The organism is Corallococcus sp. M7 (assembly GCF_054512695.1).
In genome coordinates this window covers 2,444,855-2,467,483 of the sequence record NZ_CM137252.1, presented here as the reverse complement: position 1 = coordinate 2,467,483, position 22,629 = coordinate 2,444,855, and the positions used below count along the sequence as shown (strand labels likewise).

Annotated in this window: 13 protein-coding genes; 9 read left to right on the top strand and 4 right to left on the bottom strand. The window is 71.4% G+C overall.

Annotated elements, in window-relative coordinates; all coding sequences use genetic code 11:
* Positions 1-17 precede the first annotated feature (17 nt).
* Positions 18-812 (bottom strand): alpha/beta fold hydrolase, encoded by a 795-nt coding sequence (locus tag ACX114_RS10370; protein WP_459297143.1) that lies wholly within the window; start codon positions 810-812, stop codon positions 18-20.
* A 335-nt stretch (positions 813-1,147) separates the two neighbouring features.
* Between ACX114_RS10370 and ACX114_RS10365 the strand changes: the two genes are divergently transcribed.
* Complete coding sequence (locus ACX114_RS10365) at positions 1,148-1,423, top strand: hypothetical protein (protein ID WP_459297141.1); 276 nt, start codon at positions 1,148-1,150, stop codon at positions 1,421-1,423.
* Between the two features lie 18 nt (positions 1,424-1,441).
* Here ACX114_RS10365 and ACX114_RS10360 read toward each other — a convergent pair whose 3' ends face one another.
* Positions 1,442-5,314, bottom strand: a complete 3,873-nt coding sequence (locus tag ACX114_RS10360) for an AAA family ATPase (protein ID WP_459297139.1) — start codon at positions 5,312-5,314, stop codon at positions 1,442-1,444.
* Positions 5,315-5,602: 288 nt separating this feature from the next.
* A complete protein-coding gene (locus ACX114_RS10355) occupies positions 5,603-6,751 on the bottom strand; it encodes a hypothetical protein (RefSeq protein ID WP_459297137.1) in 1,149 nt (382 codons plus the stop codon).
* Between the two features lie 349 nt (positions 6,752-7,100).
* On the opposite strand from ACX114_RS10355, the gene ACX114_RS10350 reads away from it, so the two are divergent.
* The 3 genes from ACX114_RS10350 (at position 7,101) to ACX114_RS10340 (ending at position 10,329) form a co-directional block, all read left to right on the top strand.
* Positions 7,101-9,131: a YgiQ family radical SAM protein gene (locus ACX114_RS10350; protein ID WP_459297135.1), complete on the top strand. Its 2,031-nt coding sequence runs from the start codon at positions 7,101-7,103 to the stop codon at positions 9,129-9,131.
* A gap of 88 nt (positions 9,132-9,219) precedes the next feature.
* A complete protein-coding gene (locus tag ACX114_RS10345) occupies positions 9,220-9,720 on the top strand; it encodes a hypothetical protein (RefSeq protein WP_459297133.1) in 501 nt (166 codons plus the stop codon).
* A gap of 189 nt (positions 9,721-9,909) precedes the next feature.
* Positions 9,910-10,329: a hypothetical protein gene (locus ACX114_RS10340; RefSeq protein ID WP_459297131.1), complete on the top strand. Its 420-nt coding sequence runs from the start codon at positions 9,910-9,912 to the stop codon at positions 10,327-10,329.
* Positions 10,330-10,336: 7 nt separating this feature from the next.
* On the opposite strand, the gene ACX114_RS10335 is transcribed toward ACX114_RS10340, so the two are convergent.
* Positions 10,337-13,288 carry a hybrid sensor histidine kinase/response regulator gene (locus tag ACX114_RS10335; RefSeq protein ID WP_459297129.1) on the bottom strand — a complete coding sequence of 984 codons (2,952 nt, stop codon included), beginning with the start codon at positions 13,286-13,288 and terminating at the stop codon, positions 10,337-10,339.
* Between the two features lie 380 nt (positions 13,289-13,668).
* Between ACX114_RS10335 and ACX114_RS10330 the strand changes: the two genes are divergently transcribed.
* The 5 genes from ACX114_RS10330 (at position 13,669) to ACX114_RS10310 (ending at position 22,574) form a co-directional block, all read left to right on the top strand.
* Positions 13,669-14,649: a ChaN family lipoprotein gene (locus ACX114_RS10330; RefSeq protein WP_459297127.1), complete on the top strand. Its 981-nt coding sequence runs from the start codon at positions 13,669-13,671 to the stop codon at positions 14,647-14,649.
* A gap of 112 nt (positions 14,650-14,761) precedes the next feature.
* Complete coding sequence (locus ACX114_RS10325) at positions 14,762-15,151, top strand: hypothetical protein (protein ID WP_459297125.1); 390 nt, start codon at positions 14,762-14,764, stop codon at positions 15,149-15,151.
* A 14-nt stretch (positions 15,152-15,165) separates the two neighbouring features.
* Positions 15,166-15,696, top strand: a complete 531-nt coding sequence (locus ACX114_RS10320) for a hypothetical protein (RefSeq protein ID WP_459297123.1) — start codon at positions 15,166-15,168, stop codon at positions 15,694-15,696.
* Positions 15,697-15,961: 265 nt separating this feature from the next.
* A complete protein-coding gene (locus ACX114_RS10315) occupies positions 15,962-17,104 on the top strand; it encodes a hypothetical protein (protein ID WP_459297121.1) in 1,143 nt (380 codons plus the stop codon).
* A gap of 97 nt (positions 17,105-17,201) precedes the next feature.
* Positions 17,202-22,574, top strand: a complete 5,373-nt coding sequence (locus ACX114_RS10310; RefSeq protein ID WP_459297119.1) for a hypothetical protein — start codon at positions 17,202-17,204, stop codon at positions 22,572-22,574.
* The last annotated feature ends 55 nt before the right edge of the window (positions 22,575-22,629 follow it).

Below are 22,629 nucleotides of genomic sequence, written 5' to 3'. Positions count from 1 at the left end.
CGCCCACGCGCGCCGTGTCAAGCCACGGAGCCCATGTCGGGCCTGAGCTCCCGGGCCGCCAGCGCCGCGAGCCCCGCGGGCGCGAGCGCCTGGAGCCACGGCGTGAGCAGCCGCGCGCACTCCTCCGGGTGCGAGAAATAGGGCACGTGCCCCGCGCCGCGCAGCAGGTGCCGGGGCGTGCCCTCCGGCAGCGACGCGGCCAGTCGCTCCAGCGAGGACGGCGGCACCAGCACGTCGCGGTCCCCCTGGATGCACAGACACGACACGTTCAGCGGGCGCAGGTCCGGCGGCGGCGGCTCCGCGTGGATGGAGAACGCGCGCCGCAGCGTCGTCAATCGCTCCCGCGTCGTGGTGGGCACCACGTCCGCCACCAGATGCGAGGCCACCGGCCGCCACGCCGCCAGCGACGCCGCGACGCGCCCGGGACGCCCCAGCACCGCGATGGGTCCCATCATCGCGATGAGCCTTCCGCGAGGCCCTACGTGCTCGGTACGCGTGAAGGCTCCCAGAAAAGCAACGCCGCGCGTCGCGCCGCCCGCGGCCAGGTGCGCCGCCACCATGCCGCCAAAGGAGCTGGCCACCACCGCGTCCACGGTCCCCGTGACGCGCAGCACCTGCTCCGCCAGGGCCCTCGCGCCGCACGCGGCATGCTCGCCTTCCGGGTACTCGACCATGACGGGACGCGCCACGTCCGTCAGCCGCAGGGCGAGCTCACGAAAGCCCGATCCACGCGCACCCAGTCCGGGCAACAAGAGGACACGCGGCCCTTCGTCATTCCCTGCCATGTCCGTCAGTTCCACCGTGCGCCGCATGTCTCTCGCTTTCCTTGAAACGCGCCGGAGAACAACGCCGGCCCCCTGGGTCTGCCCGCTCCCACCGGGTGGCCCGCTCGACCCACGGCCCGGAGGAACTGCTCCCGGTCCCTCGCTTGCCAGGACGGAGAGTGATACATGATTCATCCCACCACCCTTTTCCACCGACACGATTCACGGTGTTCGGCAGCCAAGGATTTTCGCGTCCGGCGTTCTGACATCGAGGGGGCGAAGGGTTAAGAATGGTCACCGTGAATCTGCATGCCTTCGGGGAGTTTGTTCGCAAGCATCGTCCGGCCCTGGAGGTTCGGGCCGCGAAGCTTTGCGCTGGGAGTGTGGTCGACTCCACGGAGCTGGTCGGCGAGACGCTGGAGCGCGCCCTGTCCGTGTTCGAGCGGCTCCAGGACCAGGACACCGCGGCCGTGACGCAGTGGTTGGATGGCGCCATGAACCGCTGCTTCGCGCGGATGGGCGGACAGCTGCCGGATGCGCGCGCCGCGGCGCCGGACCTCCAGCAGACGTTCGACCTGCTGCGTGCGCGCTTCCGCGAGGTGTACGCGCAGCCGGCGTTCGGCAAGAGCGCGGGTGTTCCTGGCGGCTGGCGGATGTAACAAGTCCCGCGCCCTGTCTCAGGGCGCCGGGCGGTGGCCGGACAGCGTCTCCACGTAGGACGCGGCCACCCGGAGGAAGCGGCCCCCACGCACGCCGGTGAGGTACTGGCGCTTCATCGCGCGGGTGGCCCCCACGTAGAACATCGCGCGGCGGATGCGTTCGTTCTCGCGCTCGTTGCGCTGGCGGGCGCCCGCCATCCACGCCTCGATGGAGTCCAGGGCCTCCAGGCCCGCGAAGAAGACGACGGGGCACTCGTGGCCCTTGCAGGAGAACACCGTGGTGGCGCGCACGTGGTCCACGCCGCTCACCCGGAAGTCCGTCACGTCCCGTCCGCCCTTGCCGCCGTAGGCCTCCGCGGGCACGCCCGCCTTGCGCAGCGCGTCCGTGAACGACGCGGGCATCACCGGCGCCACCACCAGGATGTCGCCGGGGTGGACGCCCTCCTCGCGCACGAGCCGGGCGATCTCCTTGGCCACCCAGCGCGCCTCGCTGGTGCTGGAGGCGAAGTCCTTCACCTGGGGCAGCACGCCGCCGCGCTCGGTGGACTGCACGCGGTAGAGGCCCTCCAGCGTCTCCTCCGGCAGCCACAGGAGCCGCTCGCGGGCCAGCTCTCCGGCCTTCATGTACTCGCGCATGCCGGGGTCGGTGACGCGGTGCTGGCGCAGCGGGTCCAGCACGACGTTGAAGGCCACGTCGAGGATGTCGCGCGTGGCGCGGAAGGTCTCCTTGAGCACGCGGGTGCGACCCCGGAAGGACAGCCCTTCGGGGAGCTGCTCCTTCAGGCTGTCGATGGGCACCTGGCCGTAGACGTTCTGCGAGTCGTCCATGAACAACTGGAAGCAGCGGGACTCGCGGCCGTCCTCGCCCACGCGGGGGCGCACCAGCGCGTGCAGGGCGGCCAGGTCCTTGGCGTCCATGTCCTGCGCCTCGTCCACGAAGACGGCGTCGAAGGTGTGCGGCTCCAGGCGCCGCAGCGCGCCCACGTGCTTCACCGTCACCTGGGCGCGGAGCGGACGGAGCTGCTCCGGGCCCGCGCGCACGGTGAGCGCCTCCATGAGCAGCTTGTCCACGAGCGGCGCGAGCGAGCGGTTGTAGAAGGACACCAGCACCCGGGCGCGCGGGTTCTCCAGCAGGTAGCGCGCGGCCCAGTGCGCCAGCACGTACGTCTTGCCGCTGCCGGCCACGCCGCGCACCAGGTGGTGGCCGTCATCGAAGCGGCGCTCGAAGAGGGACACCTGCTCCTGCGTGAAGAGCGGCCCCGTGTCCTTGCCACCCGCGATTTCACCGCCCAGGCCCACGGGCACCAGCGGCGGCGGGGGCGGTGGAGGCGGACGCGGCTGGGTGGCGAGCAGCTCCAGCTTCGGCGGCGTGCCGGCGTGGACGCGCACGCGGGGGAGCAGCGACAGGAAGCGCGCGGGCACGGGCGAGGCGCGGGCCTCCGCGCGCGAGGCGAGCACCAGCAGGTATTCCTTCGCGCGGCTGGCGGCGACGTTGAGGATGGGCACCAGCGTGTGCGGCGGGAAGGGCCGTCCGCCGGCCACGGTGTCCACCATCACCACGTCGTACTGGGTGCCCTGCTGGCGGTGGATGGTGGAGGCGCTGAACATGTCGTGGCGCAGCCCCGCAGCGTTGCCCAGCTTGCGCAAGAGCGCCGCCTGCGCGCGGTAGGGCGTCACGCACAGCACGGTGAGGCCCAGGCGCACGGCCTGGCGGGCCAGCGTCACGGCGAGCTCCGCGGACAGCTCGCGCTGGTAGCCGGAGCCCGTCTCTCCGCGGCCGTGCGTGAGGCGGCGGGTGTCGCGGCTCAGGCCATCCAGCACCAGCCACATCGCGCGGGACGGGAAGGCGGGCACGGGCGGGGGCTTCTGGGCCCGGTCCTTCACGAGGTCGCCGTCCTCCAGCGCGCCGCCGTAGCAGAAGTGGCTCACCACCTTCGCGATGTCCGGGTGCATGCGGTGCTGGGTGCGCAGGAGCAGCACGTCCGGGCGCTCCGCGTCCTTCACCGCGTCCTCCAGGTGGGACAGGGCGCTGGCGCGCAGCCACGTCTGGGTGCCCTTCCCCGCTCCTTCCGCCGCGCGGCTCACGGGGCCGATCTGCTTGGGGTCTCCCGCGAGCGTCACCTGCCGGGCCAGCGGGGCGAGCAGCGCCGTCGCCGCGCGGGTCACCATGCCGGCCTCGTCCACCACGAGCCGCTGGAAGGTCTCCTCGCCTTCCAGCTCCGACACCAGCCGCAGGGCGCGGTGCACGGTGAGGACCATGAGGGGGCTGTCGCCCTTCTCCGCTTCCTTCAGCGTGGGGTCCTTCACGCGGCCACGCAGGCTGCGCAGCTCCGCCTGCATGCGCGCGAGCTCCGGCGCGGCGCCGCCCCGGGCCCGCTCCAGGGTGAGCTCGCGCTCGCGCTCCTGGATGGTGTTGAGCAGCTTGCTCGTCTTGTTCTCCTCCAGCGCCACGGTGGGCAGCTTGTGGAGGGCCTCGCTGGCTCCGGTGCCGCCACGGAAGATGGTGCGGGCCAGGGGGCGCAGGGGGATGGGGTCGCGCTCCAGCAGGGCGCTGACGCGCATCACCAGTTCGTCCGCGGCGCGGTTGGTGGGGGCCACCGCGAGGATGCGCTCATGGGGGTAGGCGCGCAGGGCGCGGGCGATGAGGTCCGCGACGGCCGTCGTCTTGCCGGTGCCGGGAGGGCCCCAGATGCTGCCCCACGGCTGACGCCACAGCCGGTCCACGGGGATGAGCTCCGCGTCGCGCGGAGATGGCGTGGACGGGAGGAGCTCGCCCTTCGCGCGCGCCAGGGCGTTGGAGAGGTCGGTGACGCGGTCCTCGTAGGCGGCGGCTGCGGCGCACAGGGCCTCCGCGAAGTCATAGGGCCGGTAGCACCAGCGCTCGCAGGAGAGGACGCGGCGGTCCAGGTCCTCACCGGAGTCAGAGGAGGCGAAGACGCGGCCGGACTCGAAGTCCAGGTGGACGATGTTGCCGGCGAAGACCAGCTCCTCGCCCAGGAAGCCGAGCAGCGAGCCACCGGACCAGTCCGGATCCGCGGCGGGGACGGGCACCAGTCCCAGCACACCGGGCCCGGCCATGCCCACCTCGCGTGCATCCTGGAGCCGCTGCGCGCGGTACTGGCTGCGCTCGGCCACCAGCGCGTCGCGCAGGTCTTCCGGAAGGTACGTGGGGGCGACCCACTGTTCCCGGCGGCGCCCGGAGGACACGGCGGCCTGCATGGCCTCGCGCTCCGCCGGGGTGACATCGCCGGAGGCGGACACATCGCGGGCCGGTGCGTCTTCCGGGGGACGCGCGTCCGCAATGTCATCCACGCGGACGAGGTTCGGCGCGGGGGGCTTCGGAGCGCGAACCTTCGACGCGCCTGAAGCGGCGTTAGCGTCCAAGGGCCCCACTCCGGGCGGCACCAGCGCCTCGTTGCTCGAAGCACGAGCTGAGCCAGCGCCAGCGTCGGCCGGGCGCGGAGCATCATCCTCGATGACCTCTCCCGCCAATGCGTCCGTGGCGACGGCGTTCGCCTCGACGGCGTTCATCGAGGCGGTAGCAGCGACGGGCTCCGCATTGGCGGTGCCAGGTCCGGCCGGTCGTGACAGCTCGCGGTCCCGCGCAGGCACGAAGGCATCCGCCACACCTGCATCAGGCTGCACAGCGGGACGCGGGGGCACCGCGCGGTTCACGCGGTGGGAGGCCGGCATGGAGGCCAGCGCCGCGGAGTCCAGCTCCCGGAAGGTCAGCGTCCTCGCCTTCGCGGACGCCCTGCCCTTCACCTCCGCCTTCGGCGCGGGCGTGGGGTCCTCCGACTCCTGCGGCGGCCATGACGAGCGGACCCGGAGCATGGGTGCGGCCTGGCCTTCCTGGACGTCGGTGTCGTACTCCACGCGGAGCACGGGCATGAGGTCATCCGGAGCACGCTCGTCCCGCGGCGCCTCCCCCTGACCCGACTCCTCGTCCGTCCTGCGCATCATACGGGGTGCTCGCGGCGCGGCCCTTCCTCACCTCGGAAAGGGGCGGTGCCGGGAGCCGGCCAAGCTAGGGGAGGCAGCGATCTGCGTCAACGCACGCGGGGGCCCCTCGCACGCCTGCACCACCGGTGAAGCCCACACCCCTTCACGCACGACAGCCCGGGCCGCGCACACTCGCGGACCCGGGCCGTCATCCACCGCATTGAAGCTCCGTGGCGGCTACAGCAGCGGGCAGAGCAGCCCGCCGCCCGTGCCCGCCGGGCAACCCTCGCCCTGGCAGTACGCGGGACCCACGCCCACGGAGAGGATGCCCTGGAGGCTGGGCACCTTCACCTTGCAGGTGCCGAGGGTCGCGTTCCCGGACGCGTCCTCCACCGAGTACACCATCGTGTAGACGCGGCCATTGCCCAGCAGGCTGGACTCCGCGCGCAGCTGCGCGGACTTGCGGTCCGCGCTCAGCTTGATGTCCTGGCACTTGAAGAGCGCCAGGCTGAACAGCGCGTCCTCGGACTCATCCGACTCCACGCGGATGATGGAGGCCGACTGCTGCAGGTCCAGCGTCCCGCCGCAGGTGTCCACCGCCGGCTGCGCGCAGTCCGCCAGCGTCACCGTCTTGTAGTCCGCGCCCAGCGTGCGGGCCAGCACCAGGTTCTTGCTCGCCCCGGCCACCGGCGCGGCATCATCCACCACCGTCACCGTGGCCGAGCACGTGGCCGAGTCCATCCCGTCCGACACCGTCAGCGTCACCGGCGTCGTGCCCACCGGGTACTGGCCCGCCGGGCTGGCCGTGATGCTCAAGGGCTGCGGGAAGCCGTCCGGATCATACGAGCCATTGTCGATGGACGCGGACGCCCCACACGACGCGTTCGCGGACACCGTCACGTTCTTGCACAGCGCCACCGGCGCCTGGTTCACCAGACAGCCACCGCCCGCCGCCAGCGTCAGCGACGCCGTGTTGTTCTCCTCGCTGTCCTCCGGGAAGAAGTTGAACGCGTCCGCGACCACGAACAGCTTCTGCGTGCCCTCCGGCACCTGCACCGCCGCCTCAAACGCATGGCGCTCCTTGCCCACCAGCCACGGCACGTTCACCGTCGCCAGCAGCGTGCCGCCCTCGGCCGGGTCCCCGGCGTAGATGCCCGCCACCGAGGGGTCGATGCCCGTGGGCGCCTCGTTGACGATGAAGCCCGTCACCGTCGCCACCTGGCCGTCGTCACACGTCACGCCCAGCCCGGTCGCCGCCAGGTCGATGCCCGTGTGCAACGCGGCCTTGGACTGACGCGGTGCCGCGCCCTCCTCCAGGGTTTCCACACCACAGCCGCCCAGCATCAGCAGGGAGGCGAAGAACGACAGAGGACGGCGCAAGGACATGACTCTCTCCAAGGAGAAGGGCGGTGCGGGGATGAGGGGAGCGGTCCTGACGTCAGACAATGACAGTCAGGCCCGTGAGCAATTCTCTGCCACAATCGGATTTTTCTAGCAATACGGGCAATCTTGTACCCAGGTCCAGGTATACACAGACACCCTGTTGGAGCCCCAATGACCCGGCTGTCTGTCTTTGCGAGGAGTCGAGAAACAACGCACTCCGTGTCTGGATTTGGACGACCTGACGGGTTGCCGGTCCCTCGGGGAACAGGGGGGCAGGCGGCCGTCGCAGTGGACAGCGCCCGCCCTGATGGGGTTGGTTGGGCCTCCCCCCGTTGTTGAGGGGACCCAAGCCATGGCCTCCATCACCCCGCGTTACGCCCACCCGTTCCTCCCCGTCACCCGCGCCGACATGCAGGCCCGGGGGTGGGAGCAGTGCGACATCATCATCGTGAGCGGCGACGCCTACGTGGACCACCCGGCCTTCGGCCCGGTGCTCATCGCGCGCTTCCTGGAGGGGCGGGGCTTCAAGGTGGGGCTCATCCCCCAGCCGGACTGGCACTCGGCGGAGCCCTTCAAGGCGCTGGGGGCGCCCCGGCTCTTCTTCGGGGTGGCGGCGGGCAACCTGGACTCGATGCTCAACCGGCTGACGGCCCAGAAGAAGAACCGCTCGGAGGACCAGTACAGCCCGGGCGGACGCACCAACTGCCGGCCGGACCGGGCCTCCATCGTCTACGCGCAGCGCTGCCGGGAGGCCTTCCCGGACGTGCCCATCGTGCTGGGCGGCATCGAGGCCAGCCTGCGGCGCATCGCGCACTTCGACTACTGGAGCGAGAAGGTGCGCCGCTCCATCCTCTTCGACGCCAAGGCGGACCTGCTGGTGTTCGGCATGGGCGAGCGGCCCATCTGGGAGATCGCGGACCGGCTCCACCGGGGCGAGCGCATCGAGGACCTGAAGGACATCCGGGGCACCGCGCACCTCATCAACGACGCGGCGATGAAGGTCCTGGAGGCGGACCCGGCCAGGCGCGCGGCGGACCACGACAAGGTGGTGGTGCTGCCCTCCTATGAGGACGTGGTGGCGGACACGCGCGCCTTCGCGGTGATGAGCCGGGACTTCCAGCTGGAGACCAACCCCGGCAACGCGCGCGCCATCGCGCAGCGCCACGGCAACCGCGCCATCTACATGAACCCGCCCGCCCGGCCGCTGGAGGACGGCGCCGGACAGAAGCCCGGGGACACGGCCACGGTGGCCATGGATGAGCTGTATGACCTGAAGTTCAACCGCGTGCCGCACCCCATGTACAAGGAGCCCATCCCCGCCTACGAGACGGTGAAGCACTCGGTGGTGCTGATGCGCGGGTGCTTTGGCGGCTGCACCTTCTGCTCCATCACGGAGCACGAGGGGCGCGTCATCCAGAGCCGCTCCGCCGCGAGCGTGCTGCGAGAGGTGCGCGAGCTGCGGCGCATGGGGGACTTCCGGGGGACGATCACGGACCTGGGTGGCCCCACGGCGAACATGTACAAGCTCAAGTGCAAGAGCGAGGACATCGAGAGCCGCTGCCGCAAGCTGTCCTGCGTGCACCCGGGCGTGTGCGAGAACCTCCAGACGGACCACGGGCCGCTCATCTCGCTGATGAAGCAGGTGCGCGAGGAGCCGGGCATCAAGCACGTCTTCATCGCGAGCGGCGTGCGGTACGACCTGGCGGAGCGCTCGCCGGAGTACGTGAAGGAGCTGGCGGCGCACCACGTGGGCGGCCAGCTGTCCGTGGCGCCGGAGCACGTGTCGCCGCGCGTGCTGGAGAAGATGAAGAAGCCCGGCATCGAGAGCTTCGAGCGCTTCCAGCACATGTTCGCGTGCGCCAGCGAGGACGCGGGCAAGGAGCAGTACGACATCGCCTACTTCATCAGCGGCCACCCCGGCTCCACGCTGGAGGACATGGTGATGCTGGCGCAGTGGCTGAAGGAGAAGGGCAAGCGGCCCCGCCAGGTGCAGGACTTCATCCCCACGCCCATGTCGGTGGCCACGGCCATGTATTACACGGGCCTGGATCCGCTGAAGATGGAGCCCGTGTACACGGCGAAGGGCCTGCGCGAGAAGCGGCTGCAGAAGGCGCTCCTGCTCTACTGGAACCCGGAGCACTGGCCGCTGGCGCGCGAGGCGCTGAAGCTGGCCGGGCGCGAGGACCTCATCGGCCGGGGTCCCAAGGCGCTGGTGCCGCCGGAGTCCGCCGCGGAGGCCGCGCGCCTGCGCCGTGCCTCGTCGGAGGGCTCGAATGCCGAGGAGGGCCTGGCGACGAACGCGTGGCCGCGTCCCGCGCAGCCGCGTCCGTCCGGGCCTCGGGGTGGGGGCCGCACGCCGCGTCCGGGGCCTCGCGGGCGGTAGGGGTGCCCGGCTTTCGTTCCGGGGGGAGGCTCGGGTATAGGGTGCGCCGCCTTTCTTCAAGCGGCCACACCGCCGGAGCCACACCACCATGCCCAGGACTTCCCAGGAGCAGTCGCAGGAGCGTCACGCGTTCCTGCTCGACCTCTTCCGCAACCAGCCCGACCTGAGCCGCCAGGACGCCCTGGAGAGCTTCAAGGACCGCTTCGGCGCCACCATCAACCTGCGCACGTTCAACGAGCTGCGCGAACAGGCGAAGAAGGAGCTGGCCTCGCAGCCCGCCGCTCCGGTCGCCGCCCCCAAGGAGGAGCAGGACGTGGACGTGCAGGACGAGCGGTCCGAGGTGACGGCGGAGGACGCGGGGACGCTGCTGAAGGCCGCGGCGGCGCCGGAGCTGCACGCGGGTGCGGCGCCGGCGAAGAAGCCGAAGGCGAAGGGCCCGGGTTCGCGCAACGTGTTCGTGGACGCGTCCGCGGAGCAGCTCCAGTTCCTGGAGCGCGTGGTGCAGCAGCTCCAGGAGGCCGGCGCCGCCAACGTGCGCATCGACCACGCCACCGACCGGTGGATGGTGCTGGTGGTGGATTCCAAGTAGCGGTTTGCCCATAGCCAGACAGCCGAGGCCCGCCTCTCCCCACGGAGAGTGCGGGCCTTGCTGTTTCCGGGGGCGCCACAAAGATATACCCAAAACAGCAATTCCTGACTAGTTTGACATACCAACCAAATCCAACTATCCCTTTCATCCATGGATGCGCTCCCGCATTCACAGACGAAAGGGAAAACGATGACCCGTTCGATTCCTGCGCTGGCGTTGATGGTGGGTGGGCTGCTGTTCGGCTGTGGCGGGATGCCCGAGGAGGGTGATTCGCAGGCTCCTTCGGAGGGCAATGTCACCCAGAGCGAGGTGACGACCATCGTCCACCCTGGCGCCACCGTGTTCTACAACTCCAACACCGACACCTTCACCGTCCGGGACACTGCGGCGGATGGCCACTCCGCCGTGGCGACCATCTACAACCAGGGCACGGGAAGCGATACGAGGTGTTGGAACTCCAATGGCGCAGGGACGGACGTGCAGTGCTTCCGGAACTTCCCCAACGGCCCTCGTCTCACCATTCGCGCGTGTACGGGAGAGGCCGGCCCGGGCACGCTCATCTCCTGCTCCTCACCGGTGATAATCAACTCGTTCGCGCCCGCGAAGTAACGCTCCGTCAGTCTCGCGGACCCGCCAGGGGCAGTGACACCGTGAAGGTGGCGCCGCCCCCGGGCGTCTCGGACACGCCCACAGTGCCTCCGTGGGCCTCCACCACCTGGCGGGCGATCCACAAGCCCAGACCCAGGCCTCCGAAGTTGCGCACGGACACCGCGCGCTCGAAGCGCTGCCAGATGCGCTCGCGGTCCTCCGGACGCACGCCCATGCCGTGGTCCACCACCGTCAGGCGCGCGCTCGGGTCCACCTGATCCAGGTGCACCTCCACCGGCTTGCCCGGGCCGTACTTCAACGCATTGGACAAGAGGCCCTGCACCACCTGCTCCACGCGCGATTTGTCGAACCGGCCCCGCACCGGGCCCGCGACGCGCACGGCCACCTCGCAGCCCTCGCGGCACAATTCCTCTCGTGCCTGGGCCACCTCCTCCGTCACCAGCGCGGAGAGGTCCACGTCCTCCACGTCCAGGTGCACCGGCCCCGAGGACAGCTGGGACATGTCGAGCAGCGTCTCCACCACCGTGGCCAGACGGTGCACCTGCCGCCGCGTGAACAGGAGCCGCTCGCCCAGCCGTGCGCGCACGTCCGGTCCCAGCCCCCGCTCGATGAGATCCAACTGGAGCCGGAAGCCCGCCAGCGGCGTCTTCAATTCGTGGCTCACCACCGACAGGAACTCGTCCCGCGCGCGGACCGCGTCCTGAAGGACCGCCTCGCGCGCCGACAGCTCCGCCACCTCCCGGCGCACCCGCGCCATCTCCAACTGGGTGCGCACCCGCGCCGCCAGCTCACGCGCGGAGAAGGGCTTCACCAGGTAGTCATCCGCGCCCGCCTCCAGGCCCTCCACCGAGGCCTCCTCGCCCGCGCGCGCCGACAGGAGGACGAAGGGAATGGCCCGCAGCCGGGGGTCCGCGCGCAGCTCGCGCAGCAGACCGAAGCCGCCCAGGCGCGGCATCATCACGTCGCTCAACACCAGGTCGGGCGGACGCGCGCGGATGGCCTGGAGGGCGGCGTAGCCGTCCTCCGCCGTCTCCACCGTCAGCGATGCGTCCAGCAGCCCCGTGATGTACGTGCGCAGGTCCGCGTTGTCGTCCACCACCAGCACCCTCGCGGACATCGGTGGCAGCAGCGGAGTGGCCCGCACTCCTTCCGGAGCCCGCGCCCCCTCCTCGTGGCCCGCCGCCGAGCCCAGCCAGCCGCGGATCTCCTCGACGTAGGCGGACGCGCTCCGCGCCACGGAGTGCTCAGGCCCCTTGCCCTCGGAGACGAGCTGCTCGCGCGGCAGGTGGCTGGTGCCCAGGGGCACCGCGACACGGAAGGTCGTGCCCTGCCCCAGCACGCTCGTCACGCTCACGGTGCCGCCGTGCAGCTTCGTCAGCTCCTGCACCAGGCTCAGGCCAATGCCGCTGCCCTCGTGGCTGCGCGAGCGGGCGTTCTCCACGCGGTGGAAGCGCTCGAAGATGTGCGGCAGCTCCGCCTCCGGGATGCCACTGCCGGTGTCCCTTACCGTCAGCCGCGCCTGGCCGTCCCCGGTGCGCAGCTGGACGTGGACGCCCCCCTCGAACGTGAACTTCATCGCGTTGGAGAGCAGGTTGAAGACAACCTTCTCCCACATCTCGCGGTCCACCCAGACGGGCTCCGCCAGGGGCGGCAGGTCGAGCGTGAGGGTGAGCTGGGCGCGCTTCGCGATGGACTCGAACTGGCTCACCAGCTCCGCGGTGAAGGCGGACAGGTCCGTGGGCTGGAAGGCCGCGCGCACGCGTCCTGCCTCCGCGCGGGTGAAGTCGAGCAGCGTATTGACGAGCTTGAGCAGCCGGGTGGCGTTGCGCTGGACCAGGGACAGCCGCTCCGCCAGACGCGGCGCCAGCGGCTCCGCCGTGTCGGACAGCGCGTCCTCCACGGGCCCGAGCATCAGCGTCAGGGGCGTGCGGAACTCGTGGCTCACGTTGCTGAAGAAGGCCGTCTTGGCCCGGTCCAGCGCCGCGAGCCGCTCCATCCGCTCCACGGCCTCCTGCCGCGCGCGAGCGCTGGAGGCGGCCGTGGCCAGGGCCCCCGCCACCAGCTCCAGGAAGCCCCGGTACTCGCCCTCGGGGTTCAGGGACGGGCTCAGGCCCACCACCAGGAAGCCCAGGTCGCGGTCCCCTTCCGCGTGCGGCAATGGCAGCACCAGTGCGGACCGGGGCGGCTCCGCGGCCTCCTGAGGAGGCAGTGCTCCAAGCCACCCGTTCACGTCCTCCACCCGCACGGCCTGGCGGGTGGCAGCCACCGGAGCCAGGAGCCCTCCGTCCTCCGGCGCGCGCAGGTCGAGGTGCGCGGGCACCGCCGCGCTCCGGGCGCCCATGCCGGTGGAGCCCACGAGCGAGGCTCGCGCGCCGTCCGCCTCCGTGACGTAGAGCCACGTGAAGGGCAGGTCGGCGGGGTTCTCCGCCAGGACGTCCAGGCCGGCCCGGCACGCCTCCTCCACGGAGCCCGTGCCGCCCGCGCGCTGGGTGAGGAGGTGCAGCGTGCGCAGACGCCGCTGCCCCAGGACCTGGCCTGTCGTCTCCAGGGCGGGCGTGTAGAAGCCCACCACCGCGCCTTCGTCATCCAGCACCGGGGTGTAGGACCAGGTGAAGTAGGCCTCCTCGGCGAAGCCACCCCGCTGGATGGGCAGCGGCTGGCTCTCCGCCCAGTTCGCCTGCTTCGTGCGCTCCAGCGCGTCGAACATGGGCCCCAGGTGGGGCCACAGCTCCGGGAAGACGTCGCGCAGCGGCCCCAGGGCATGGTCCGGGTGCTTGGCGCCCATGATGGGGATGCCCGCGTCGTTGTAGAGCTGCACGCGCTCCGGCCCCCAGTAGATGAACATGGGGAAGCGCGTCGTCAGACACATGCTCACCAGGGTGCGCAGGGTCGGCGGCCACGACGAGATGGGCCCCAGCGGCGTCCCGGACCAGTCCCGCTCCAGGATGAGCCGCCCCATCACGCTCCCGCCGCGCAACGTCGCCAGCCATCCCTCGGGACGAGGCGCGGCCCCCGCGGCTTCCACCGGCTGCGGCGCGTTCTGTTCGTTCGTCGGACGGCTCAGGGGAGACTCGAGGGGTGCGGGACGCGTGGACGAGGTGACCTGATGTGGACCTAGCCAGCTGTTCCCCCCACTTCAACGCTGGATTCCGCCAGGACGGCCTTTTCCGTCGCCTACCGAGCAGGGTTTCCCGGCCGGGGGGACCGCGAACCCGCCCACTGATTCCCCGTGGGGCAGGCGGGCCGCCGCCGGTCGTCCTCCCGGACGCAATGTCCGGGAGCGAGACCCCCACCGCTTTCCGGCGGGCAATCCACACGGGGTCTGGGTGAGATGAAGGGATGACGCGAACCTCGACCGCCCTCGTCCTCGCGCTGTCCCTCGGCTGCGCCAGCAGGCAGCAGCCCTCCCCTCCTCCCGCGCGGGAGTGGGCCACGACGCTGCATCAGGAGCACCCGCTGGTGGGGCGCATCTGGGACGTGGCGGGAGGCCGCTTCGTGGACGAGAGCGCCCTGCGCGCGGCGGTGGTGCCCGCGCGCTTCGTGCTCCTGGGCGAACGTCATGACCACCCGGATCACCACCGGCTCCAGGCGGAGCTGGTGCGCGCGAGGACGGCCTCCGGTCAGCGCCCCGCGCTCGCCTTCGAGATGCTGGACGTCACGCAGCAGCCCGCCGTGGACGCGGCGCTGAAGGCCCATCCGGAGGACGTGGAGGGCCTGGCGAAGGCGGTGGACTGGGCCCACGGCGGCTGGCCCGCCTTCAGCCTCTACGAGCCCGTGTTCACCGCGGGCCTCCAGGCACACCTGCCCATCGTCGCCGCCAACCTGCCCCGCGCGCAGGTGCGGGAGCTGGTGATGAAGGGCCCGGAGGCGCTTCCTTCCGACCTGCGCTCGCGCCTGGGGTTGGAGGCGCCCGTGCCCGAAGCGGAGGCGAAGGCGGTCCGTGAGGAGCTGGACCGCTCGCACTGCGGACAGCTTCCCCAAGAGATGCTGGAGCCCATGGCGCTGGCGCAGCGGGCGCGCGACGCGATGATGGCGGACCGGCTGCTGGAGACCGTGCCCGCGGACGGCGCGGTCCTCATCACCGGCAACGGCCACGTCCGCAAGGACCGGGGCGTCCCCGCGCACCTGGAGCGCCGCGTGAAGGACGTCACGGTCCTGAGCGTGGCATTGCTGGAGGTGTCACCGGAGGCGCTGAACCCCCAGGACTACGCGGCTGTCGTTGGCGCCGCCACCCTGCCCTACGACTACGTGTGGTTCACGCCGGCCATGCCGGAGGACGACCCGTGCAAGGCGCTGAGGGAGCGCAACAAGAAGCCCTAGCACCTGGAGTGTCAGACCCCGATGGTACGTGAAATGGCGGCACCGGCTGGCACGGGAGCCAGGCCTCACTGATTCGTTTCACGTTCGTGCCCATCGAGACTGGAGACATTCCATGTGGAAGAAGGCGTCTGTCGTTGCGGCGGGAGTGGCCGCGTTGGCCATGAGCAGCACCGCGTGGGCGGGGTGGCGGTACGACTACCCTGTCGACATTGACACCACGCTTCAAATCGTCACCGGCTCCTTCGGAAGCGCCCGGAACAGCACGGATTCGCTCCAATACATCGACATTGGCATCCAGGCGGGCGTCTTCACCTACGCATACATCTGGGCCCGAGACGCGAACGGGAACCAGTTCTATTGCGGCATCTTCGACCCGGATCTCATCGCGCTCGTGGGTACGGTGACGGCAGACTCCTTCATCCGGGGGGACTACGACAGCACCGGCAACTGCACGCACATCGAGGTGCGCAACGCCTCCACCCAGGCCCCGAAGAAGTTGTAGCCAGGGGACGACCCATGGCGATGGCATCCAAGGGACTCCAGGTGGCCGCGCTGGTGGCCGCCGTGGGGACGGGTTTTGGACTGGCCCGGTGGGCCGCCCCGGTGGCGCCTGCGGCGGAAGAACCCCACCGACTGGAACGGATGGAAGAGGAGCTCCGGGCGCTGCGGCACGGCCTGGAGGCGGCGCCCCGTCACACTCCGGCCGTCGTGGCGGGGCTGGACGTGCCCGCGTTGAAGGAGGATCTGCGCCGCATGGTCCGGGAGGAACTCCAGGCCACGAAAGCGGATGCTCCCGCCAGCGCTCCGGACTCCAAGGCACGGCCCGAGCCGCCCGCCTCCCAGGCGAATCTGGAGGCGTTCACGAAGGCCCACCAGTTGATGGACACCAGCGTCTCCGCCCGGCGCTGGGGAGACCGGGAGCGCGGTGAGTTCCTCGCCCTGCGCAAGCAACTGACGCCGGGGCAGACCCGCGAGCTGATCCTCAAGCTCGCGCAGGCCATCAACAGCCAGCAATTGCGCGTCTCCACCCAAGGTCCTCCCTTGTAAGGAAATGCGAAGGCCCGCGGGGACTCTTGTCTTGAGATTCCCGCGGGCCTGATCACATCCCATCCGTAACGGATTTCACGACAATAACAATCGCACCACAATGTCGAATCGGGATTGTCAATTCAAGACATCTTCGCGTAATCAATAGCGCATCCGGGTTCCCCGGATCGGCTGTCACTCCCCCCTGGCAGCCTGAAAACCATAATCCAAGAGAATGACAATGACGACTCGAAGCCTCGGGTTTCGTGCGTGGCGTTGGAGTGCCGTGCTTTCCCTGCTGGCGCTGACGGGCTGTGCCGTGGAGCCGCAGCCGCAGGAGCCGGCCCCCAGCCAGGAGGAGCAGGCGAAGGTCCTGGAGCAGCAGGCGCATGAGCTCAGCCCACCCGCGGGGTGTACCGAGATCACCATGGGCGCGCTGTCCAACGGCGTCCAACTGACGCCGGTGATGTACGGCGCTCAGCCGACCTATCAGGGCACGTTCAACGGCCTGGGAGACCCGGCGCTGAAGGACACGGCGTTCGTGCGGCTGGACGTGAACACGCAGACGGGCGTGCATGACCTGGCGGCCGGCGGCGCCAACACCTTCACCTGCGAGCAGTGCGTCTATGGCTACCAGGACGCGGGCACGACGGGCCAGAAGCTGTTCGTGGCGGACTCGGGCGCCCTGCTCCTGGCGCTCAAGGTGTCGCCGCAGCAGTCGGTGGGTGTGCTCTTCAACGTGACGCTGCGCGAGTCGGTGAATGCGGCGCCGCTCAGCGCGCCCTACAAGGGCAGCGCGGTGGTCCCGGGTGGCGAGTGCAAGTGGATCCGCTACGCGACCTGGAACACCGTGCGCCCCATGGGCTGCGACCCGCGCGAGGGCTCGTGGACGGCGAGCGTGCCGGGTCACACCTGCGTGGCGGACAACTACTTCGCGGATGACGGCACGCTGGAGAAGTCGCAGGGCACGGGCACGCAGGGCGCGGCCTGCACCCGCACGCCCGCGGTGGACGCCAACCACCCGGCGACGACGGACTGCGCGCCGGGCTTCGCGTGCTCGGACCTGTTCACGGATGACCGGCAGTGCCTGAAGACGTGCGACCCGATGGCGGCGGTCCCCGGCTGCCCCACGGGCACCATCTGCGGCGTCTACGGTACGTGCATCGAGCAGTCGGTCCTGGAGCCGCTCGGCTTCGACTTCGACCCCGCCCTGATTGGTGAGACGTGCACCAAGACCTACGCCGAGTTCTGCGGCACGGAAGGGGCGCGCGGCGCGTGCGTCAGCCTGAATGGCCAGACGAAGTGCCAGCCCTACACCCGCGCCCGGTCGGAGTGCGGTCCGGGTGAGGAGCTGGGCTTCATCAACTACCCCCTGTCCGGTGGCGGCTACGACCGCACCACCGGCTGGTGCTACCACGACGGTTTGTAGTCCAACGTGGCGGGGAGCCCGGCCGTGGAGGCCATGGCCGGGCTCCCTGAAGTGACAGTGTCACCAAGGACGACACGCCGCGTGTGAGCGCCCCGGTATGCTGCGGCACATGCTCTGTCCTGCCTGTACGGAACCGCGTGCGCCGGACTCCGGGCCCCTGTGCCCGGAGTGCGGTGCCGCCCTCGTGCCCGCCGCCGGGCGGCACCTGGATGACTTCGTGCTGGCGCGGATGCGACGGCGCATCGAGCACTGGCGCTTCGATGGGTTGCTGGACGCGGACACGGCGGAGCGGCTGGAGGCTTCGCTCGCGGCGTCGTCTGAACCGGTCGTGAGCGTCGTGGAGAAGTCCTCGCCCGAGGCCGTGGGGGTTCCGGTTCCGGCGGAGCCGGAGCTCGACTCCGCGGCGCGCGTGGAGGCCTGGGCGGATGACGTGGCCGGTTCGCTGCGTCGCGCGGGTGGATGGCGTCCGGGGTGGTTGGCCTCGCTCGCGCACTCGCTGGATGAGACGGCGCGGGCGGAGCGGGAGCAGGCGGCGCGGCGGGCATCGTCGCTGGACGTCGGTGAGTCCTCGCGTGAACGGGCGGCACGGCGGGTGGTGGCGCTGGATGACGGCGAGTCCTCCAGCGAGGAGGACATGGGTTCGGCGTTGGGGTCGGGGCAGGCGTTGTTCGGCCGGGGGCACCTGGACTCGTTGGGAGGCAGTGGGCTGGAGGCGGTCATCGCGCTGGATGAGGGCGACAACCCTCCCCGCCTCCACGAGTACATCTGGTGGTTCCTCGGCGCGGTGCTCGTGCTGGGCGGCTCGCTCATGGGCGTGCGCGAGGCGTGGCGGGCGCTGGGTGGAGTGCCCCGGCAGCTCATCGTCACGGGCGCGCTCCTGGGCTACCACGCGGCCTTCATCGGGCTGGGCACGTTCCTGGCGCGGCGCTCCAAGTCGGCGGGGCGTGTGCTCGCGGGCATCGGGCTGGGCCTGCTGCCGGTGGTGTTCATCGCGCTGTCGGCCCTGGTGGCGCTGACGCCCAAGGTCGGCATTCCCACCGCGATTTGCGTCGCGGCCGTTGCCCTTCTTCCGCTGCGGGCAGCGGGACGGCTGTGGCCCGGGACTTCGGCCACGTCCCTCGCGGTGGCGCTGTTCCCGTCGCTCCTGGCGGGGCTCCCGCTGATGGGTTGGGACGATGCGCCCTGGCTGCGTGCGCTGTGCGCGTTCGCGGGCGTGGTGGCGCTCGGCGCGTCGTTGTGGCGGGCGCGGGCAACGGACTCGGGCGTGGTGGCGCTCAAGGCATGGCGGGCGCAGGCGGCGGATGCGGGCGAGGGCGCGCTCAAAACATCGCAGTCGCGGGCGGCGGAGGCTGACGCAGAGGCGCTCGAAGCATCGCGGGCGCGGGCAGCGGAGACTGGCGCGGTCGAGGCATCGCCGCGGCAGGCGCGCGCGGCGGAGGCTGGCGCGGTCGAGGCATCTCCGTGGCAGGCGCGGACGTCGGAGGCTGGCGCGGTCGAGGCATCGCCTTGGCAGGTGCGGGCGGGCGCGGCTTCGTTCGCCAGTGTGGGCGCAGCGATCTACGGCGCGCTCTGGTTGGCGGTCTTCTGCGTGGCGAGCGCGCCCTCCGGGTTCGATGCGCTGGAGCCCGGGGCGCCCCTGTTCGCGGGGCTCGTGCTGTGGGCGGTGGCGCTGGGCGCGGTGGTGGCGGCGGGCGCGTCCTCGGAGAGCGTCCGGGCCTTCCATCCCCGCGCGGCCCCGGTGTTCGAGACGCTGGCGCACGCGGTGGTCGCCAGCGGTGCACTCGCGGGGGCGCTCGGCGCGTTCTCGGTCTTCCCGGGTGAGGACACCTGGGTGGATACGGCCTCCGTCTGCGCACCCGTGCTGGCCGCGCTCGTCTTCTTCCTGTTGGAGTTCCGCCGCCGGGCCCTGGTGCATCCGGCCGTCATGGCCTCACTGCTCGCGGGGGCGCTCATCGCGCGCGTGCAGGCGCCCGACGTTCCGGCGTGGTGGTGCTTTGGCGTCGCGGCGGTGGCCTCCGGGCTGATGCTCCTGGCTCGCGTGACGTACTCCGCCGTCCTGCGCAACCGGATGCTCGCGTGGAGTGTCGTCGTGTCGCTGGCGACGATGCCCGCGTTCTCCGTGCTGGCCTGGACGCAGGGGACGAACGCGCCCTGGCCCCAGGCGTACACGGGAGCGGTCATCGCGTTCGCGGCCCACTTCGCAGGGCGGTGGAAGTGGCGGGGCCTCCACTATCTGGGCGGTGTCGCGCTGCTCTTCGGGGCGCTCTCGACCGTGGACGGGACTCCGTGGCTCGCGTCCAGTGCGGCGGGCCTGGGCGTCTTCGCGCTCGCGGCGGTGCTCTATGGCCTGGGCGGGCTCGCGCAGTCCGTGTGGCTGGCGCGCCAGGGGCTGAAGGATGCGTTGCGGCCCCTGGAGGACCTGTCGCTGGCCATCGCCGCGCTCGGGGTGGCTCGGGCGCTGGGGGTCGCGCCTGTGTTGCCGGACGTGCTCGCGGGGGTCGCGGGTCCCTTCTCGACGGTGCTCGCCTGCTTGCCCACGGCGCTGGCCACGGCGGTGCTGCTGCTGCGCGTCCGGCGCGATGGCAGCCGGCTCGTGGGCTTCCTGGCCGCCATGGGGTTCTCGCTCACGGTGTCGCAGGGGCTGGGCACGGTCGCTGACTTCACCTCGGCACGGGCCGCGCTCGTGGCGTCGGGCCTGACCTTCGGCTTCGCGCTCTTCGCGATGCTTCGCGGCCAGGGCGTCGACACGGTGAAGGGACGGCGACTGCTGGACGTCTTCCCCCTGCCCTTCGGTGCTCGGGGACGGCCGCTGTTCACGGATGGCTTCGCGGGCGCCGCGCTCGTGCAGGCCGTGCTCGCGGTCATCACGCTCGTCAACTGGATCGCCCTGCCCGACAGCGCCGAGCGTCCGGTGGCCCTGCTCGCGGGCGTGCTGCTCTCGGCGGGTGCGCTCCTGGCGTTCGTGTCGCGTGGCTTCGTGGCGTTCCAGTTGCGCGGCTCGGTGGTGACGCTCGCCCTGAGCGGCGGGTTCATCGCGCTCACCGGGGCCGTCAATCGCGCGGGCCGGCCGCTTCCTCCCGACGTGTCCGCCTGGCGCGTGCCCCTCATCGGCATCGCGCTGTGGTTCCTGGCGCTGGGCTTGCGGCGCGTGGGACCGTGGGTGGCCCAGCGCCTGGAGAGGCCCAGGCACGGGCCGCTGTATCACTGGGTGCCTCACGTGGGCATGGCCGTGCTGGCCGTGCTGCTCCTGCGTTCGGCCGTCGTCGTGGGCCTGCCGGATCCGTCGCGCACGCTGGGCCTGGTGCCGCCGCTCCTGGTGCTGGGGCCCGCGCTGCTGACGGTCCTGCTCGCGGCTTCGTTCCGCTCGCGGATCCTGGCGCACTGGGGGCTCTTGCTGGGGCTTCCCGGCGCCGCGATCTGGGCCGCTCAGCAGTCGCTGCTCGGCAGCCCGCTGGTGGCCCTGATGCCTCCCGACGGGAAGTGGATCCGCGCCTCGGCGGAACACCTCATCAGCCCTTCACTGGGATGGATGCACCCGGCGGTCTGGATGCCCTCGGGCAGCACACGCTTCCTCCTGTGGCAGCAGGCGTTCGCGGGCATCGCCGCCGCCGGGCTCGTCTACGCGGTGTTCGCGGTCGCGGTGGCCCGCGTGGACGCGGGACGTGCGTTCTTCCGGCGGCTGTTGTCCCTGGGCACCGATGACCGTCCGGGTCCCTTCCTCGCTGCCCTGCCCAGGGAGACGCTCACCGCCGTGGGGCTCGTGGTGGCGGCGGCCTTCTTCCAGCCCGGCCTGCTCTCCGCGCAACTCGTCCTCGGCACGGGCCTGGTGCTGTTCATCGGCGGGGCGCGCGTACAAGGACGCGGTGTCCTGGGCGTGGGCCTGCTGCTGCTCGTGCATGCCCGGGCCCACCTGGCCCCGAGCATCGAAGCGTGGCCGGGGCCGACGCTCGCGCTGCTGGGGCTCGCGGTGGTGGTCGTGGCTCCGTGGCTCGCGAAGCGGCGGGGGCATGACGTTGGCCGCGCGCGGCTGCGCGCCCATCTGGCGGTCATCCCCAGCTTCACGGCGGCGATGCTGTACGCGCTGGCCGTGACGGGAGACACGTCCCCGACCCTGGCGGTCCCCGTCCTCGTGTGGCGAATGCTCGGAGGCCTGGGCGGGACGTGGATGGTCTCCGCCGCGCTCCCCTTGACGCTGGGGCTCCTCTCGGCGGCGTTGCTCGTGGCGGCCTTCCAGTGGCGCGGGGCGCTCGCCGGGTTCATCGCGGGACTCGGGACGATGGTCGCCGGAGGCGCGGTCGTGGCCACGGGGATGGTGGTCCTCGCGCAAGCCACGGCTCCCTGGCGCCCGGCGTATGGGGTCCTCTTCAGCCGTTCTGGCGCCACGCTGGCGCTGGCCGCCGCGGGGAGCGCGCTGGCCCTCCACGCCGCCCGCCGCGTGACGGCCCGCCGCCGGGCGGACGTCGCGGGAGGCATGGGCTGGGGCCGCGACCTGTGGCTGGTGGCGAGCGCGGCGCTGCTCGCGGCCGTCGCCGTGGGCGGCCGGGCCTCCGAGGACGTGCTGCCCATGGCGCTGGCGGCCATCGCGCTGGCCGTGGGCGTGTCCCTGCACGCCGCGTGGCGCGAGCACACGGGCCGCCATGTCTACTTCGTGCAGATGGCCGTCGTGGGCGTCTACGCGCTGGTGCGCGGCCTGTACGCGCAGGGCCTCCGCCCCGAGCATGACGCCCTCTTCGCGCTGTCGCTGGGCTTCGTCCTCGTGGGCGTGACGGTGCTGGCGCGCAGGGCGGGCGTGCGTCCCGTGGAGCAGGCGACGCGGCGGTTCGCGGCGCTCCTGCCCATCGCGGTGGCGCTCATCCTCCCGAGCGATGCGACGGGCGATGCCGCCCTGCTCGCGGGAGGCTCCGGCCTGCTGTACGCGGCGCTGGGCGCGGTGGAGCGCAGCCGGATGTTCGGCGCGTTCGCCGCCGCGGCCTGCAACCTGGCGCTGCTCATCGCCGCGCTCGCGTTCGGCCTGGAGGGCCTGGAGATATACCTGGCGCCGCTCGGGCTGCTGCTCCTGATGATGGGACAGCTCTTCACGTCCAGCCTCCCGCACGTGGCTCGCAACGCGGTGCGCATCCTGGGCGGCCTGCTGCTCTACGTGCCCGCGGCGGCGAAGCTGGCAACCCGCATGGGCGAGTCCGAGGATGGCACGTATGCGGTTGTCTTCGGCGCTGTCTGTCTTCTGGGCGTGGCGGTGGGCATGGCCCTGCGCATCCGCGCCTACCTGGCGCTGGGGACGCTGTTCCTGCTCCTGGACGTGGTGGCCAACCTGCTCGACGCGGGCCTGCGGGACCACCGCATCGGCTTCCTGGTGATGACCCTCACGGGCCTCACCATCGTCGCAGGACGCGTGATGGCGACCTTGAAGCGGCAGGAGTGGGACCTGCTGCTGCGGCGGGTGCGCGTCCAGCTGCGGGGCTGGGACTGACGGCCCCGTGCGGGGGGCGGACGGATTCCGTGCATCGATTTCGGGCCCGGGGTCT

Bases quoted from the DNA above. Each gene is read 5' to 3' on its own strand.
- ACX114_RS10370 (WP_459297143.1), bottom strand. From the start codon at position 812: ATGCGGCGCACGGTGGAACTGACGGACATGGCAGGGAATGACGAAGGG.
- ACX114_RS10360 (WP_459297139.1), bottom strand. From the start codon at position 5,314: ATGCCCGTGCTCCGCGTGGAGTACGACACCGACGTCCAGGAAGGCCAG.
- ACX114_RS10355 (WP_459297137.1), bottom strand. From the start codon at position 6,751: ATGTCCTTGCGCCGTCCTCTGTCGTTCTTCGCCTCCCTGCTGATGCTG.
- ACX114_RS10350 (WP_459297135.1), top strand. From the start codon at position 7,101: ATGGCCTCCATCACCCCGCGTTACGCCCACCCGTTCCTCCCCGTCACC.
- ACX114_RS10345 (WP_459297133.1), top strand. From the start codon at position 9,220: ATGCCCAGGACTTCCCAGGAGCAGTCGCAGGAGCGTCACGCGTTCCTG.
- ACX114_RS10340 (WP_459297131.1), top strand. From the start codon at position 9,910: ATGACCCGTTCGATTCCTGCGCTGGCGTTGATGGTGGGTGGGCTGCTG.
- ACX114_RS10335 (WP_459297129.1), bottom strand. From the start codon at position 13,288: ATGGGGCGGCTCATCCTGGAGCGGGACTGGTCCGGGACGCCGCTGGGG.
- ACX114_RS10330 (WP_459297127.1), top strand. From the start codon at position 13,669: ATGACGCGAACCTCGACCGCCCTCGTCCTCGCGCTGTCCCTCGGCTGC.
- ACX114_RS10325 (WP_459297125.1), top strand. From the start codon at position 14,762: ATGTGGAAGAAGGCGTCTGTCGTTGCGGCGGGAGTGGCCGCGTTGGCC.
- ACX114_RS10320 (WP_459297123.1), top strand. From the start codon at position 15,166: ATGGCGATGGCATCCAAGGGACTCCAGGTGGCCGCGCTGGTGGCCGCC.
- ACX114_RS10310 (WP_459297119.1), top strand. From the start codon at position 17,202: ATGCTGCGGCACATGCTCTGTCCTGCCTGTACGGAACCGCGTGCGCCG.